16 protein-coding genes are annotated in these 15682 nt (G+C 73.7%); 12 read left to right on the forward strand and 4 right to left on the reverse strand.

What is annotated here, in order from left to right; all coding sequences use genetic code 11:
• Positions 1-113: 113 nt before the first annotated feature.
• The 8 genes from ABZ854_RS28460 (at position 114) to ABZ854_RS28495 (ending at position 7657) form a co-directional block, all read left to right on the forward strand.
• A complete protein-coding gene (locus ABZ854_RS28460; RefSeq protein ID WP_361216069.1) occupies positions 114-464 on the forward strand; it encodes a YciI family protein in 351 nt (116 codons plus the stop codon).
• Complete coding sequence (locus ABZ854_RS28465) at positions 464-1669, forward strand: RNA polymerase sigma factor (RefSeq protein ID WP_361216072.1); 1206 nt, start codon at positions 464-466, stop codon at positions 1667-1669. The genes ABZ854_RS28460 and ABZ854_RS28465 overlap by 1 nt, the downstream gene beginning before the upstream one ends.
• 121 nt (positions 1670-1790) lie before the next feature.
• Entirely contained in the window at positions 1791-3116 is a 1326-nt protein-coding gene (locus ABZ854_RS28470) for an aldehyde dehydrogenase family protein (RefSeq protein WP_361216075.1), read from the forward strand.
• 35 nt (positions 3117-3151) lie between these two features.
• Positions 3152-4060 (forward strand): aldo/keto reductase, encoded by a 909-nt coding sequence (locus ABZ854_RS28475; protein WP_361216078.1) that lies wholly within the window; start codon positions 3152-3154, stop codon positions 4058-4060.
• 563 nt (positions 4061-4623) lie between these two features.
• On the forward strand, positions 4624-4992 hold the full coding sequence (locus ABZ854_RS28480) for a BlaI/MecI/CopY family transcriptional regulator (RefSeq protein WP_361216081.1): 369 nt from the start codon (positions 4624-4626) through the stop codon (positions 4990-4992).
• A complete protein-coding gene (locus ABZ854_RS28485) occupies positions 4992-5933 on the forward strand; it encodes a M48 family metalloprotease (RefSeq protein WP_361216084.1) in 942 nt (313 codons plus the stop codon). Before ABZ854_RS28480 ends, ABZ854_RS28485 begins: the two co-directional genes overlap by 1 nt.
• Positions 5934-6067: 134 nt before the next feature.
• Complete coding sequence (locus ABZ854_RS28490) at positions 6068-6466, forward strand: VOC family protein (protein ID WP_361216087.1); 399 nt, start codon at positions 6068-6070, stop codon at positions 6464-6466.
• A 120-nt stretch (positions 6467-6586) separates the two neighbouring features.
• Positions 6587-7657: an adenosine deaminase gene (locus tag ABZ854_RS28495; protein WP_361216090.1), complete on the forward strand. Its 1071-nt coding sequence runs from the start codon at positions 6587-6589 to the stop codon at positions 7655-7657.
• Here ABZ854_RS28495 and ABZ854_RS28500 read toward each other — a convergent pair.
• Positions 7639-8154 (reverse strand): DinB family protein, encoded by a 516-nt coding sequence (locus ABZ854_RS28500; RefSeq protein WP_361216093.1) that lies wholly within the window; start codon positions 8152-8154, stop codon positions 7639-7641. The two genes, ABZ854_RS28495 and ABZ854_RS28500, sit on opposite strands and share 19 nt — an antisense overlap.
• Before the next feature lie 27 nt (positions 8155-8181).
• Complete coding sequence (locus ABZ854_RS28505) at positions 8182-9075, reverse strand: LysR substrate-binding domain-containing protein (RefSeq protein WP_361216096.1); 894 nt, start codon at positions 9073-9075, stop codon at positions 8182-8184.
• A gap of 142 nt (positions 9076-9217) precedes the next feature.
• Here ABZ854_RS28505 and ABZ854_RS28510 point away from each other — a divergent pair, with 142 nt between their 5' ends.
• Positions 9218-10210 carry an aldo/keto reductase gene (locus ABZ854_RS28510; RefSeq protein WP_361216099.1) on the forward strand — a complete coding sequence of 331 codons (993 nt, stop codon included), beginning with the start codon at positions 9218-9220 and terminating at the stop codon, positions 10208-10210.
• Positions 10211-10268: 58 nt separating this feature from the next.
• On the opposite strand, the gene ABZ854_RS28515 is transcribed toward ABZ854_RS28510, so the two are convergent.
• Positions 10269-10652: a nuclear transport factor 2 family protein gene (locus ABZ854_RS28515; protein WP_361216101.1), complete on the reverse strand. Its 384-nt coding sequence runs from the start codon at positions 10650-10652 to the stop codon at positions 10269-10271.
• A gap of 314 nt (positions 10653-10966) precedes the next feature.
• On the opposite strand from ABZ854_RS28515, the gene ABZ854_RS28520 reads away from it, so the two are divergent.
• The 3 genes from ABZ854_RS28520 (at position 10967) to ABZ854_RS28530 (ending at position 14359) form a co-directional block, all read left to right on the forward strand.
• Entirely contained in the window at positions 10967-11377 is a 411-nt protein-coding gene (locus ABZ854_RS28520; protein WP_361216104.1) for a hypothetical protein, read from the forward strand.
• 82 nt (positions 11378-11459) lie between these two features.
• Positions 11460-13799: an FHA domain-containing protein gene (locus ABZ854_RS28525; protein WP_361216107.1), complete on the forward strand. Its 2340-nt coding sequence runs from the start codon at positions 11460-11462 to the stop codon at positions 13797-13799.
• Between the two features lie 8 nt (positions 13800-13807).
• On the forward strand, positions 13808-14359 hold the full coding sequence (locus ABZ854_RS28530) for a hypothetical protein (RefSeq protein WP_361216110.1): 552 nt from the start codon (positions 13808-13810) through the stop codon (positions 14357-14359).
• 43 nt (positions 14360-14402) lie between these two features.
• Here ABZ854_RS28530 and ABZ854_RS28535 read toward each other — a convergent pair whose 3' ends face one another.
• On the reverse strand, positions 14403-15668 hold the full coding sequence (locus ABZ854_RS28535; protein ID WP_361216164.1) for a streptophobe family protein: 1266 nt from the start codon (positions 15666-15668) through the stop codon (positions 14403-14405).
• Positions 15669-15682 lie beyond the last annotated feature (14 nt).

Genomic DNA, 15682 nt, shown 5'->3' on the forward strand with positions numbered 1-15682 from the left:
CCGGCGTGGAGCCGTTCGTGTAGGAGGTGACTACCAGCCCCGGAGCACACAGCCCCGGCGCACACGGCCCGGCGCACACAGTCCCGGCACACTGAAAACACCAGGAGGACGTCATGAAGCACTACCTGCTCAGCGTGGTCCAGCCGGCCGGCGCGCAGCCCCCCGCCCCCGACGAGTTGGAAGCGATCATGCGCGACGTCCGGGCCTTCAACGACGAACTGCGCGACGCCGGCGCCTGGGTCTTCGCCGGCGGCCTGCACGGTCCGGACACCGCCACCCTGCTGCGGCCCAAGGACGGCGACGTGCTCATCACCGACGGACCGTACGCCGAGGGCAAGGAGTACCTGGGCGGTCTCTGCCTGATCCGGGCCGCCGACCTCGACGAGGCGCTGGCCTGGGGCCGCAAGGCCGCCCTCGCCACGACCCTCCCGATCGAGGTGCGGGCCTTCGTGGACGAACACTGATGGACCCGGCCCCCGACGTCGAGGCCGTCTTCCGCGCCGAGTACGGGCGCGCGGTCTCCGTCCTCGTCCGCTTCCTCGGCGACATCGACCTCGCCGAGGAAGCGGTCCAGGACGCCTTCACCACCGCCGTGCGCACCTGGCCGGACACCGGCGTGCCGCCGAGCCCGGCCGGGTGGATCATCACCACCGCCCGCAACCGCGCGATCGACCGGCTGCGCCGCGAGGCCACCCGCGACGCCCGGCACGCCGAGGCCGCCCTGCTGCACACCCCCGGCGCCCCGCCCGAGGAGGGCCCCGTGCGCGACGACCGGCTCCGCCTGATCTTCACCTGCTGCCACCCCGCGCTCGCCCCACAGGCCCGGGTGGCCCTCACCCTGCGCCTGCTCGGCGGGCTGAGCACCGAACGGATCGCCCGCGCCTTCCTGGTCCCCGAACCCACCCTCGCCCAGCGCCTGGTCCGCGCCAAGGCCAAGATCCGCGACGCGGGCATCCCCTACCGGGTGCCGCGCGACGCCGATCTGCCCGACCGGCTCGCCGGCGTCCTGGCCGTCGTCTACCTCGTCTTCAACGAGGGCTACGGCGGCGATCCCGCTCTGTGCGAGGAGGCCCTGCGTCTCGGCCGGCTGCTCGCGGAGCTGATGCCGGACGAACCGGAGGTCACCGGCCTGCTCGCGTTGATGCTGCTGACCGAGGCCCGGCGGCCGGCCCGGTACGGCGCCGACGGCGTCCTCGTGCCGCTGCCCGAGCAGGACCGCGGCCGGTGGGACCGCGAGCACATCGCCGAGGGTCAGGAACTGGTCCGCCGCTGCCTGCGCCGCGACCGGCCGGGGCCTTACCAGATCCAGGCCGCGATCAACGCCGTGCACAGCGACGCGCCGACCGCCGCCGCCACCGACTGGGGGCAGATCCTGCGGCTTTACGACCAGTTGACGGCCGTCGCCCCGTCTCCGGTCGTCGCGCTGAACCGGGCGGTGGCCGTCGCCGAGGTGACGGGACCCGGCCCGGCGCTGGACCTCGTCGACGCCCTCGACCTCGACGGCTACCACGTGCTGCACGCCGTCCGCGCCGACCTGCTGCGGCGCCTGGACCGGCGCACGGAGTCGGCCAAGGAGTACGCGCGGGCCGCCGAACTCGCCGACAGCGACGCCGAACGCGGCTACCTCCAGCGGCGCCTCCGGGAACTCGGCCGCCCCGTGGATACGTGACCCTCGCCACGCCCGGAATCACTTGGGAACCTGAAAGGTTGGCATTTACATCCGTCATGCCCGACCCTTCGAGAACCCAGCGCCCGGGCCGACCCGGCCCGGCAACCCCAGCGAGGCACCCGTGAACCAGCAGCACACCTCCGAGCAGCCCGCCGACATCGTGGCCCGGCTGCGCGCCACCTTCCGTACCGGGCGCACCAAGCCCGTCGAGTGGCGCACCGGCCAGCTGCGACGCCTGCGCGCGATGCTCACGGAGAACGGCGCCGACCTCGCCGCCGCCCTCCACGAAGACCTGGGCAAGAGCGGCACCGAGGCGCAGCGCACCGAGATCGGCTTCACGGTCCGGGAGATCGACCACACCCTGGACCACCTGGAGGAGTGGCTGCGCCCCGAGCCCGCCCCGGTCCCGGCCCACCTCGGGGCCGACGCGACGGCCTGGACGCAGTACGACCCCCTCGGCGTCGTCCTCGTCATCGCCCCCTGGAACTACCCGGCCCAGCTGCTGCTCGCGCCCGTGGTCGGCGCGCTCGCCTCCGGCAACACCGTCGTCGCCAAGCCGAGCGAGCTGGCCCCGGCCACCTCGGCCGCCCTGGCCCGGCTGATCCCGTCCTACCTCGACATCGACGCGGTCGCCGTCGTCGAGGGTGGCGTACCGGAGACCACGGCCCTGCTCGCCGAGCGCTTCGACCACGTCTTCTACACCGGCAACGGCACGGTCGGCCGTGTCGTGATGCGTGCCGCCGCCGAGCACCTCACCCCCGTCACCCTCGAACTCGGCGGCAAGTCCCCGGTGTTCGTGGACCGGGGCACCGACCTGGACGTCGTCGCGGACCGTTTGGCGCGGGGCAAGTTCCTCAACGCGGGCCAGACCTGCGTGGCCCCCGACTACGTCCTCACCGACCCGGAGACCGCCCCGGCGCTGGAGGTTGCGCTGGTCCGGGCGGTCGAGGCCGTGTACGGCACCGATCCCGCGGCCTCGCCCGAGTACGGCCGGATCGTCAACGAGCGGCACTTCGACCGGCTCGGCGCGCTGCTCGGCTCGGGCCGCGTCGTGATCGGCGGGGGCAGCGACCGTACGGCCAGGTACCTCGCGCCGACCGTGCTCGCGGACGTCGACCCCGCCTCGCCGGTGATGCGGGAGGAGATCTTCGGACCGATCCTGCCCATCGTCACCGTGTCCGGACTCGACGCGGCCATCGACTTCATCAACGACCGTGACAAGCCGCTCGCGCTGTACGTCTTCTCCGACTCCGAGGAGACCCGGGCGCGCATCGCCGCCGAGACCTCCTCCGGCGGCCTCGGCCACGGACTGCCGCTGGCCCATCTCACCGTCTCCGACCTGCCGTTCGGCGGGGTGGGGGAGAGCGGCATGGGCAGCTACCACGGCCGCTACTCCCTCGACACCTTCAGCCACCGCAAGGCGGTCCTGGCCAAGCCGCTCAACTGACCGTCCCTGGCGAAGGCTTGTGCGATACTCCGCCGATGCCCACTGAAACGATCAATGCTGAAGCCTCCGGTACCGTCACGCTCGGAGATCTGCCCGTCCACCGCCTCGGCCTCGGCGCGATGCGGCTGACGGGCAGCGCCGCGTTCCATCTGGGCACCCCGAGCGACCGCGATCGCTCACTCGGCGTGCTGCGCCGGGCCGTGGAACTCGGCGTGAACCACATCGACACCGCCGCCTTCTACTTCTCCGCCCTGCGGTCCGCCAACGAACTGATCAACGCCGCCCTCGCCCCGTACGCCGACCACCTGGTCATCGCGACCAAGGTCGGCCCCTTCCGCGACTGGTCCGGTGAGTGGGCCACCGCCGCCCGGCCGGACCAGCTGCGCGGCCACGTCGAGGAGAACCTGCGCCAGCTCGGCCGCGACCACCTCGACCTGGTCTACCTGCGCCGGATGAACCAGGCCTCCATCGCCGAACACTTCGGCGCACTCGCCGAGTTGCGCGAGGCCGGGCTGATCCGCCACCTGGGGATCTCCGCGGTGCACCCGCAGCACCTCACCGAGGCCCTGCGGATCGCGCCGGTGGTGTCCGTGCAGAACCGCTACGGACTCGACGCCCCCTACCCCGAGGGCCAGGAACTGCTGCGGATGTGCGGCGAGCGGGGCATCGCCTTCGTGCCCTACTACACCGTGGCCGGCGAGGGCGGAGAGCGCGGCGCGGCCGAGGCCCGCCAGGACGAGGAGGTGCTGTCCGTAGCCCGCGCCCACGGAGTGAGCCCCGCCCAGGTCCGCATCGCGTGGATACTGCACCAGGGCCCCCACGTCCTGGCCATCCCCGGCACCGGCGACCCGGGCCACCTCGCGGAGAACGTCGCCGCGGGCGCCCTGCACCTCACGGCGGACGACCTGAACCGCCTGAACGCAGTCCGCGCCGGCAACGCCTGACCCCGCGCCGCCGCCCGCAGGGCCGGCCCGGCGGGAACCCGCCTCCGCCCGGCACGCGCGGCGACGGCGCCGTCACACTCGGGCCGCCGTCCCCGGCGCGCATCACGGCCAGGCGCCGCACCAGCCGGCCCGGTGCGGAAAGCGGCGCCTGGAGGCCCGCGCTGAACAGGACCAGGGAAAGAAGGAGCTGGGTGCCCGCGCGGGCCGGTTCGGCGGGCGCGGGCGGCCCGCGTGCGCCGCGGCCACAGCCCGGCGCGGCAAGCGGCTCCGCCGCCCCCGCGCACCGCGCTCGCCCGCCGCCAGGCCGGCGCGGGGAGGGCCGTACGCCGGCGAAAGCCGTACTCCTGCGTCAGGCCGTACGTTCTCCCCAGGCGCGGGAGAGGGTGGCCGGGCCGGCCTGACGGACACGGTGCGGGGAGCCCCGCGGCACCCGATCCTTCGGCCCCGCCGGCAGCCCCTCTCATAATGGGCAGGCGGGCGCACAGCCGTGCGACCGTGCGCTGACTACAATCGCGTAGACAGTGTTCCGGACCGCGCACGAACACGGGGTGAGGAACCTTCCCATGACCGACGCCAAGGACGAACGCCGGCCGGCCGGTGAACTCGAAGCGAGCGTCATGGCCGCGCTCTGGGCCGCCGGTGCGCCCCAGACGCCCGGCCAGGTCCAGCTGACCCTCGGCGCCGGCCTCGCCCGTACGACGGTGACGACCATCCTGACCCGGCTGCACGACAAGGGCGTCGTCCGCCGGCAGCGCCAGGGCCGCGGGTACGCCTACGTCCCCGTCCAGGACGCGCACGGCCTCACCGCCCGCCGCATGCACAGCGAACTGGACCGCGACACCGACCGCGAGACCGTCCTCGCCCGCTTCGTCGCCCAGCTCAGCCCCGACGACGAGCGCATCCTGCGCGACCTCCTCGAAGCCGCCGAGTGATGACCGCCCTGCTCCTGCTGCCGCTCCTGCTGCCCTGTGCGCTCCCGGGGCTCGCCCGTCGCGCCCTGGACCGGCTCGCGCCCGCCGTCGCCCTGTGGGTGATCACCTGCTCCGCGGTCGTCCTCGCCGGCTGCTCGCTGGCCGCGCTCGGCGCCTTCGTCCTCAACGGGCTGCTCAAGCTGCCGCTGTTCGCCGCGTTCGGAGAGCTGGTCCACCCGCTGCGCACCGCCTCCGACGTCTTCGTCGTCCCGGCCGCCGCGACCTCCGTCGGCGCGCTGGCCGTGTGCGGCTGGACCCTGGTCCGCTCCGTCCTGCACCAGACCCGCGCCTTCCGCGCGGCCCGCAGCCAGGCCGGGCGCGGGCCCGCCGCGGGCGACCTCTGTGTGGTGGACTCGCCGCGCCCGGACGCGTACGCGCTGCCCGGACGCCCGCACCGCATCGTCGTCACCACCGCCATGCTGCGCAGCCTGGACGGTCCGGAACGGGAAGTGCTGTTCGCCCACGAGCGGGCGCACAACGCGGGCGGCCACCACTACTTCCTCGCCGCCGCCGAACTCGCCGCCCACTGCCACCCCGCGCTGCGCTCGGTGCGCGAGACCATCCGGCTGGCCGTCGAGCGAGCCGCCGACGAGGCCGCCGCCGGGGCCGTCGGCGACCGCCGCCTGACCGCCCGCGCCATCGCCCGCGCCGCCCTCGCCGGCCAGGCAGCCGGCGGGGCAGCCGGCTCGGACCGCCCCGGCTTCGCCGCCGCCGCGACCTCCGGGCCCGTCCCGCGCCGCGTCCAGGCGCTCCTGGCGGCACCCCGGGTCCCGCGCCGCACGGGCAGGACGGTCGCCGCGCTCCTCCTGGCCTGCACCGCCGTCTCGTGCGTGGCCTCTGTGGCGGGAATGGCCGAATTCCACCACCGGGTGGAGGTCGCCCAGGGAGAAGAACGCCCCTGACGGCGCCGGTGCCGGTCACACCGCCCGCCGCACTGTCGGCGCGCATGTCCTGCGACCCCCTCCGCATCAAGGACTGGCGCGCTCGGGGTTTTACGTATAACCTCTCCCGCTAACCACCTCCCCGGAAGGCCCCGATGAGACGTATCGCCCTGGTCACCCTCGTCGTCGACGACTACGACGCGGCGATCCGTCATTACACCGAGGCCCTCGGGTTCCGCCTGGCCGAGGACACCGCGCGCCCCGACGGCTCCCGCTGGGTGGTCGTGGAACCGGGCGCCGGCGCCCACGGCGGCGGCACCGCGCTCCTGCTCGCCCGTGCCAAGGGCGAGGAGCAGCGGGCCCGGGTCGGGGACCAGACCGGCGGCCGGGTCGGGTTCTTCCTGCACACCGACGACTTCGCCCGCGACCGCGCCCGGATGACCGCCGCCGGCGTCACCTTCCTGGAAGAGCCGCGCCACGAGCCGTACGGCATCGTCGCCGTCTTCCAGGACCTGTACGGCAACCGCTGGGACCTGCTCCAGCCCGCCGACTGAGCCCGCCCGCCGTACCGGACCACCCACGCTCCGAGCCACACCGCCCCGAGCGGCACCGCTCCGAGCCGCACCGCTCCGAACCACCCGCTCCACGAAAGCCCGACGAAAGACAGACACGCCATGACTGCTACGCGCGTAGAAGCCGATGTGATCCGCCGGCTCCCCAAGGCCGTCCTGCACGACCACCTCGACGGCGGCCTGCGCCCCGCCACCGTCGTCGAGCTGGCGGCCGAGGTCGGCCACACGCTGCCCACCACGGACCCCGCCGAGCTGGCCGCCTGGTACGTCGAGGCCGCGAACTCCGGCGACCTCGTCCGCTACATAGCCACCTTCGAGCACACCCTCGCCGTCATGCAGTCCCGCGCCGGCCTGCTGCGCGTCGCCGAGGAGTACGTCCTCGACCTCGCCGCCGACGGCGTCGTCTACGCAGAGGTGCGTTACGCGCCCGAGCTGAACACCCGCGGCGGGCTCTCGCTCGGCGAGGTCGTGGAGGCCGTGCAGGAGGGCCTGGCCGCCGGCATGGCCAAGGCCGCCGCCGCGGGCACCCCGGTGCGGGTCGGCACCCTGCTCTGCGGGATGCGGATGTTCGACCGGGTCGGCGAGGCCGCCGAACTGGCCGTCGCCTACCGGGACGCGGGCGTCGTCGGCTTCGACATCGCCGGCGCCGAGGACGGCTTCCCGCCCGCCGACCACCTGGCCGCCTTCGAGCACCTGCGCCGTGAGAGCGTGCCGTTCACCATCCACGCCGGGGAGGCGCACGGCCTGCCCAGCATCCACCAGGCCCTCCAGGTGTGCGGCGCCCAGCGCATCGGGCACGGCGTGCGGCTCACCGAGGACATCGTCGACGGCAAGCTCGGCCGGCTCGCCGCCTGGGTGCGCGACCGCCGGATCGCCCTGGAGATGTGCCCCACCTCCAACCTGCAGACCGGCTGCGCCACCTCCATCGCCGAGCACCCGATCACGGCCCTGAAGGACCTCGGCTTCCGGGTCACCCTCAACACCGACAACCGCCTGGTGTCGGGGACGACGATGACCCGGGAGATGTCCCTGCTGGTCGAGGAGGCCGGCTGGAGCGTCGAGGACCTGCGCACGGTCACGGTGAACGCCGTCAAGAGCGCGTTCCTCCCGTTCGACGAGCGCAAGGCCCTGATCGAGGACGTCGTGCTGCCGGGCTACGCGGCCGCGCTCTGAGCGAGCCCCTTGAGGTAGGCGGCCTGTCCGACGTGCTGGAGGTCGTCGGACAGGACGCTCACCAGGCGCACCCCCAGCGTGACCGGCGGGTCCCAGCGCTCGTCGACGACCCGCTCCAGGTCCTTGGCGGCGAGGGAGCGCAGTGCCCCGAGGCTCTGCTCGTGGACGGCGTCGTAGTACCCGGCCAGCAGGTCGGCCGACTCCACCCGCACCTTCGCGACCTTCGCGGAGCTGTGCCCGTAGCCGGTGTCCTGCCGGGGCAGGTCGAGGCCGAAGCGCTTCTCCCAGCCCTGGGAGAGCCATACCTGGTCGAGGTCGAAGGCGCCGGCGAGGTGGTCGTCCTGCACCCGGGTGAGGTGCCAGACGAGCCAGGCGACCGAGTTGGCGTCGGGGGCCGGGCGGTGGTGCAGTTCGTCCGGTCCGAGGCCGTCGAGGACGGCGTGGACGTCTTTCCGGATGCGGTCGTAGCCGTCGATGAGGATGTCCTTGGCATGCATGGGTCCACGATCGCGCATCGCCCGCGCTCACGCGTCCTGAATCAGCCCCGTCTCCAGCAGCGTGATCAGCGCGCGGGCCGCGGGGCTGGTGGCCCCCTCCGGGGGCAGCAGGGCGACCGTCTCGTACGCCGCCTCGGCCGCCGACTTCAGTGGGAGCGCGGTGAGGGATGGCCGCTTGTGCCGGAAGTGCCGGGGTACGACGGCGATCCCTAGGTTCTCGTCGACCAGGTCCAGCAGACTGTGCACGTCGTTGACCTCCAGCGCGACCGTCCGCCGCACCCCGGCCCGGCCGAACGCGGCGTCGGTGGTGCGGCGCGGGCCCCAGTCGGGGTGGAAGTCGACGAACACCTCCCCGGCCAGATCGTCCGGCGCGAGCACCGACTCGGCGGACGCCAGCCGGTGATTCGGGTGGCACAGCAGCGTCATCGGCTCGCTCGTCAGCGCCACCGACCGCAACTGGTCGGTGTCCGCCTGGGTGCGATAGGCGAACGCCAGGTCCAGCCGCCCGGCCGCGACCTCCTCGGCCAGCGCCCCGGACCCCGCCTGCCGCAGCCTGATCTCCACGTCCGGGTGCCGGCCCCGGAACGCCGCCAGCAGCCGGGCGACGTGCACCCCGGCGATGCACTGCTCGGTGCCCAGCGCCAGCGTGCCGCGCAGCACCCCCTGCACGGCGGCGACCGCCTCGTGCGCGGAGCGCACCTGGGCCAGGATCCGCTCGGCCTCCCCCAGCAGCGCGCGGCCCGCCTCGGTGAGCGTCACCCTGCGGGTGGTCCGCACGAACAGCGGCGCCCGCAGCTCGCGCTCCAGTGCCCGGATGGACGCCGACAGGCCCGACTGGGACACCATCAGGCGTTCGGCGGCCCGGGTGAAGTGCTGGTCCTCGGCGACCGCGACGAAGTGCTGGAGATGGCGCAGTTCCATGATTGAGAAGCCTAGCCGCACAATTCCATCGGATTCTTCCGTTGGACCACTGCCCGCCGGGAGGGGAAGAGTGGGAGCGGTTCCCGGGACGAACTGAACCCCGGGAGCGGGAAGACCGTGTGCCGACCCCTCTGGAGACGCGTTGTACACCGCACACCCCGACCGTTACGCCGAGATGCCCTACCGGCGCACCGGACGCAGTGGACTGAAGCTCCCCGCGCTGTCGCTCGGCCTGTGGCACAACTTCGGCCCGGACCGGCCCGTCCAGACCCAGCGCGCCATCCTGCGCCGCGCCTTCGACCTGGGCGTCACCCACTTCGACCTGGCCAACAACTACGGCCCGCCGCCCGGCGCCGCCGAGACCACCCTCGGCGCCGCCCTGCGGACGGACTTCGCGCACCACCGCGATGAGCTGGTGATCTCCACCAAGGCCGGCTATCTGATGTGGTCCGGCCCGTACGGCGAATGGGGCTCGCGCAAGCACGTCCTGTCCTCGCTCGACCAGAGCCTGACCCGTATGGGCCTGGAGTACGTGGACGTCTTCTACTCCCACCGCCCCGATCCGCGGACACCGCTGGAGGAGACGATGGGCGCCCTGCACACGGCGGTCCAGCAGGGCAAGGCGCTCTACGTCGGCCTCTCCAACTACTCGGCCCAGCAGACCCGCGACGCCGCCGGCATCCTCGGCGAGCTGGGCACCCCGCTGCTCATCCACCAGCCGCGGTACTCGATGTTGGACCGCCGGCCCGAGAGCGAGGGCCTGCTGGACACCCTGGACGACCTCCAGGTCGGCTCCATCGTCTACTCCCCGCTGGAGCAGGGCCTGCTCACCGGCCGCTACCTCGACGGCATCCCCGAGGACTCGCGGGCCGCGAGCGACAGCCCCTTCCTGGACTCGGACGCGGTGACCGAGGACCTCGTCGGCCGGTTGCGCGCCCTCCACGAGATCGCCGGGTCCCGCGGCCAGACCCTCGCCCAGCTCGCCCTGGCGTGGGTGCTGCGCGGCGGCCGGGTCACCTCCGCGCTGGTCGGCGCGAGCAGCGCGCGGCAGCTGGAGGACAGCGTCGGTGCGATCCGCAACCTGGACTTCGAGAAGGAGGAACTGGAGCGGATCGACGCGGCGCTGGGCGGCTGACACGCCCGCCTGACCGGTCGCCTGCCACGGCCGCCTGACGCGGGCGGTCGGCCCGGGCTCAGGCCCCGGCGGGCACCCGGTCCAGGAAGCCGAGGACCTGCCGGATGCGGCCCTCCCCGTCCAGGGTGATCACGTCGAAGCCGGCCACCGGCGCCGTACCGTCCGCCTCGTTCACCAGCTCCCAGGCGAAGCGGGCGGTGTCGTGGTGCCCGTCCACGGTGCCGAGCGGACGGAAGGAGAAGCCGGGGAACTGAGCGTGTGCCGCCGCGATCACCGCGGCGATCTCCGCGTGCCCTCGCACTTCGGCGAGCGGGTCGGTGTAGCCGCCGTCGGCGGCCCAGGCCGCGGCGACCGCCTTCGTCAGGGCCTCCGGCTCGGTGGCGTTCCAGGCCTCGAAGTAACGGGCCACGGCGCTCTCGTAACGGTCGGTGTTCACGGACATGGCGAATCAGCCTCCATCGAGGTCGTCACTGCTGGTCGGGAGCCGGATCCGGGGTTCCGTCGATCCGGTGTGACCACCATGCCGGACGGCCGTGGGGCGGGTCGATTACCTCCCAGGTCATGCCGGGACGGCCCTGCGCCCCGGGCATTACGGCCGAAAAGGGCGGTGAATATGCCAAGAGACTGGCCGGAAAGTCATGGTGACACTGTTTCAGCAGTGGCGATACTCGAACGCCAGAGGCACTTCACCGCACAACAGCCGCACGGAGAGCGAGGGTCGGCCGGCACACCAGCGAGGCGACGGGGGAGTGAAGGGTGCACGACGAATTCCTGTGCCACGTCACCGGATACGGCACGTGCGAGGGGCGGCGCATCGGCGTCCCGCTCGGCACCTACCGCGCGCCGACCCTGGCCCTCGCCCTGTGGTGGCTGCGGGACCGCGCCTCGTGGATCGCCGAGCGGCTCGACCCCAGCCCCGAGGCCCCCGCCTTCCCGCCCGGCGCCCTCGTCCCCGTCGCGGACACCGTGGCCGACGTCCCCGCGCTGCTGCGCTCCTGGTGCGCCGACGACGGCCAACAGGACCTGGTCGCCGAACAGTTGGCCGCAGGGCGGCTGGTGCGGATCGCGGCCGGTGACGACACCACCGAGTACGAACTGCTCGCCGAGTCCGTCGACGCCCTGCGGATGCAGCGGACCGTCCCGCCGCTCGTCGTGCCCGTGGCCTGACACCCGCCGGGCGCCGCGCAAGCAGCCCGTACGCCGCTCCCAAAGGGGGCGCATACCCGGTCGTATCGGTAAAATTCTGGCCATGGTGGAGCGGCCGGTCGCCGCGACGGCGGCCGAACTCGTGCTGGAGACCGACAGGGCCTCCACAGTGATCACCCCGGGCCACGACTACCACGTGGGCCGGGACCCGCTGAGCGACATCGTCCTCGACGACGACCGGGTCTCCTGGCACCACGCGGTGCTCCGCTGGGACCACGACCACTGGCTGCTGGCCGACGCGTCCAGCACCAACGGCACCTACGCCGACGGCCGCCGCGTCCAGGAGTGGGGCGTCGGCCCCGGCACCGTCCTCCACTTCGGCAGCCCCGCCGACGGCCCCCGCGGCGTCCTGGTCAGTCCCGACCCGCCCGCCCCGGACCGCCCGGCCACCGTCTCGATGCCCGCCCTGACCGGGACCTTCCGGCAGCCGACCACCGTACGGCCGCTGCCCGCCCGCGGCGTCCGCATCGGCCGGGCCGACGACAACGACCTGGTGGTCGACGACCTGACCGTCTCCCGCCGGCACGCCGAACTGCGCGCCCACCCGGACGGCACGTACGAGATCGTCGACCTCGGCAGCGACAACGGCACGTACCTCAACGGCAGCCCCGTCACCCGCGCCCCCGTGGGCCCCGGCGACATCGTCGGCGTCGGCCACTTCGCGTTCTCCCTGTCCGGCGACGTGCTCCAGGAGTACGTCGACACCGGCGAGGTCTCCCTCGACGTGCAGGACCTCACCGTCGCCGTGGACGGCGGCCGCAAGATCCTCCTCGACCACGTCTCCTTCCCGGTGGGCGAGAAGTGCCTGCTCGCCGTCGTCGGACCGAGCGGCGCCGGAAAGTCCACACTGCTGCGCGCCCTCACCGCCCAGCGCCCCGCCGACCGCGGCACGGTCCTCTACGACGGCCGCGACCTCTACCACGACTTCGCCGAGCTCCGTCAGCGCATCGGGCTCGTCCCGCAGGACGACATCCTGCACCCGCAGCTCACCGTCCGGGCCGCGCTGTCCTACGCGGCCGAACTGCGTTTCCCGCAGGACACCGCGAAGACCGAGCGGCGGGCCCGCGTGGACGAGGTGATCCGGGAACTGGGCCTGGAACAGCGGGCCGGCCAGCCCGTGCACAGCCTCTCCGGCGGGCAGCGCAAGCGGGTCAGCGTGGCCCTGGAACTGCTCACCAAGCCCTCCCTGCTCTTCCTCGACGAGCCGACCTCCGGCCTCGACCCCGGCATGGACCGCTCGGTGATGCACATGCTGCGCGGCCTCGCCGACGACGGCCGCACCGTCATCGTCGTCACCCACAGCGTGCTCAGCCTCGACGTCTGCGACCGGCTCCTGGTGCTCGCGCCCGGCGGCCGGACCGCCTACTACGGCCCGCCCGACGACGCCCTCGCCTTCTTCGGCTTCACCCAGTGGCCGGAGGCGTTCGAGGCGTTCGACCGGGACCGGGACCGCGACTGGGCGGGGGAGTACCGCGACTCACCGCACTGCCGCCGCTACGTCACCGAGTCCACCACCCAGCCACGGCACCCCGGCGAGAGCGCGGTCGCCCCCGTGCCGCCGCCCCGGCCGCGGAGCTGGGGCGCCCAGCTCTCCACCCTGACCCGCCGCTACGCCGCCGTCCTCGCCGCCGACCGCACCTTCCTCGCCGTCATGATCGCCCTGCCCTTCGTGATGGGCGCCATGGCCAGGGCTCTCGCCGGCAGCCGGCTCACCCAGCAGACCGCGATGAACGCGCTGCTCATCCTGTGCGTCGGCGGAGTCCTCACCGGCGCGGCCAACGCGGTCCGCGAACTCGTCAAGGAACGCGCCGTCTACCGGCGTGAACGCGCCGTCGGCCTGTCCAGATCGGCCTACCTGATGTCCAAGGTGGTGGTCCTCGGCACGATCACGGTGGCACAGGCCGTCGTCCTCACCCTCGTCGCCCTGCTCGGCGTCGACCTGGGCGTCCCCGGTGGCCGCGGAGTGCTGCTGCCGGCCCTGGCCGAGATCATCCTCGCCGTCGCCCTGCTGGCCTTCACCGCGATGATGCTCGGGCTGCTGGTCTCCGCCCTGGTGCGCAAGGAGGAGGTGACGATGCCGCTGCTGGTGCTGCTGGCCATCGTCCAGGTCGTCTTCTGCGGGGCGCTGCTGAGACTGCACGGGGTGCCCGGCCTCGAACAGCTCTCCTGGCTGGTGCCCTCCCGCTGGGCGCTCGGCGCCATGGCCGGCACGGTCGGACTCGCCCGGCTCGTGCCCGGCAGGCTGACCGCAGACCCCCTCTTCCGGCACTCGGCCGGGATCTGGCTGCTCGACCTGGCGATGCTCCTGGTGCTGTCGGCCGTCTTCGCCTCGCTGGTCGCCCGGCTGCTGCGCCGCGCCGAACCCGCCGTGATGCGGAAGTAGGCGCCGCCATGACGACGCCGAGCCCCGGCTTCCGGCCCACGCATGTCGTCCCCCCGAACGGCATGCCCGCCTGGGAGGAGCCCGATCCGGCACGGTCCACCGTGTCCCTCGACGCCCTGCTGCCCGTGCTGCTGGAGGAGTGGCTCGGCGACTGGGCCCGCATCCGGTGCGCCAACGGCTGGGGCGCCTGGGTCGACGGCCGCCTGCTCGTCGCCGTGCCCCGGGACCCGCCCGCGACCCCGGACCCGGCCGGCACCACCGCCGACCCGCAGCCCCTGCTGGACCGCGTGACGGAGGCGCTGGCCGGCTACCGCGCCGCGGTGGCCGAGCTGGCCGCCGGCGGGCTGGACGGGGAGTCCTTCCGGGACCGCACCGGCGGACTGCGCATCGGGATCGTCGTCGACGGCGAGTCGATGTGGCTCTACGACCCGGACGAGGAGCGCTGGCTCTACGGCGACGGACACCGCCTCGGCACCTACGCCACCGACCGGCCCGAACCGAGCGCCGAACCCCGCGAACACACCCCGACCCGGGTGGTCGCCCCGGACGGCGAACGCTGACGTCCCGGCCTCGCGACGCGTCCTCTGCCGCCGCCCGGCCCCGCTACCGCGGCGCCCGGTCCGCCGTACCGGGGTGTGCGCGGTCCGCGGTCCGCCGGTGCAGCGGCCGGGCCAGCAGAGCGCCCAGGAAGCCCATGACCAGCCCCCACAGCGCGCCCAGTCCGACGGCCGGCCCGAGGCGGGGCTTGAGGAACACTTCACCGGACAGGCCGCCGCCCAGGTCGCCGATGCCGAACAGGGACAGGCCGTAGTGGGCGGAGATCCGGCCGAGCAGGCAGATCATGAGCACCGTCAGGGCGAGGGCGACGGCCATGCGTACCGCGTGCTGCCAGGCCCGGACGTCGGCCGGGGACCGGGCCGCCATGCGGAAGGCCACCGCCAGCAGCAGCACCGCCGCCACCGGCACCAGCCACCACGACCGGCTGTCGTAGTCGGCGAGCGTGCCCACGTTCACCGTGGAGACCTCGGGCGTACGCAGCACCTGGTCCAGCACGTGCGGCATCGGAAGGCCGAACGGTCCGTCCACCCTGCCGTTCCAACTGGCGCCGAGCCCGATGGTGAGCGCGGGCCAGACCACGTTGGGCAGGCCGAGGAGGATCACCGCGAACCGCTCGGCCACATGTCCGTGCGTCGCCGCCGTCACCAGGGCGACGACGATGCCCACGACGACGTAGACGAGGAGCAGGACGACCATGGCCTGCGCCGCCGGGCGCACCGAGCGCTGGTGGCGCGCGAACCGGCCCGGCACCGCCGCGCCGCTCGCGACGAGCAGCGCCAGCACCAGCACTCCGGCCAGCCAGAGCAGGCCGAACAGCAGGGTCAGCGGCACGTCCGTGGTGAACCCGACCCGCGGTTCGGCGCCGAACAGGCCGGAGATGTCGTTGAGGACGCCCTCGCCGAGGTTCACCGCGAAGGTCTGCCGGGCCGCGAACGCCAGACCGATCAGCGCGAGCAGCCACAGCAGCGCGATCCGGCCCGCCCACCCGGCCAGCTCCCCGGCCGGGGCGACCGCCCGCCTCCGCAGCGGACGCAGGAACCCCGCCCCGAGCACCAGCGCGCCGGTCAGCGTCACCGACAGCGGCAGCACGTTCAGGCCCGCCCGGCTCTCGGCGAGCGCGCCCGCGTTCCCGGCGAGTTCGACGCTGCCGCCGACGGACGTCACCACCGTCGCCGCCACCACCCGGCCGAACGCGCCGTCCGGCAGGTCCGCCGCGCCCGCCGCCCACAACCCCAGCGCGGCGACCACGAACATGGCGACCAGCGTCGTGAGGACCAGGACGAGGGCCCGCGCCCAGCCGTGGCGGGACATCGGCCGGCCGGAGA

The organism is Streptomyces sp. NPDC047028, from assembly GCF_040644095.1.
In the GTDB taxonomy this organism is placed as follows: Bacteria; Actinomycetota; Actinomycetes; order Streptomycetales; family Streptomycetaceae; genus Streptomyces.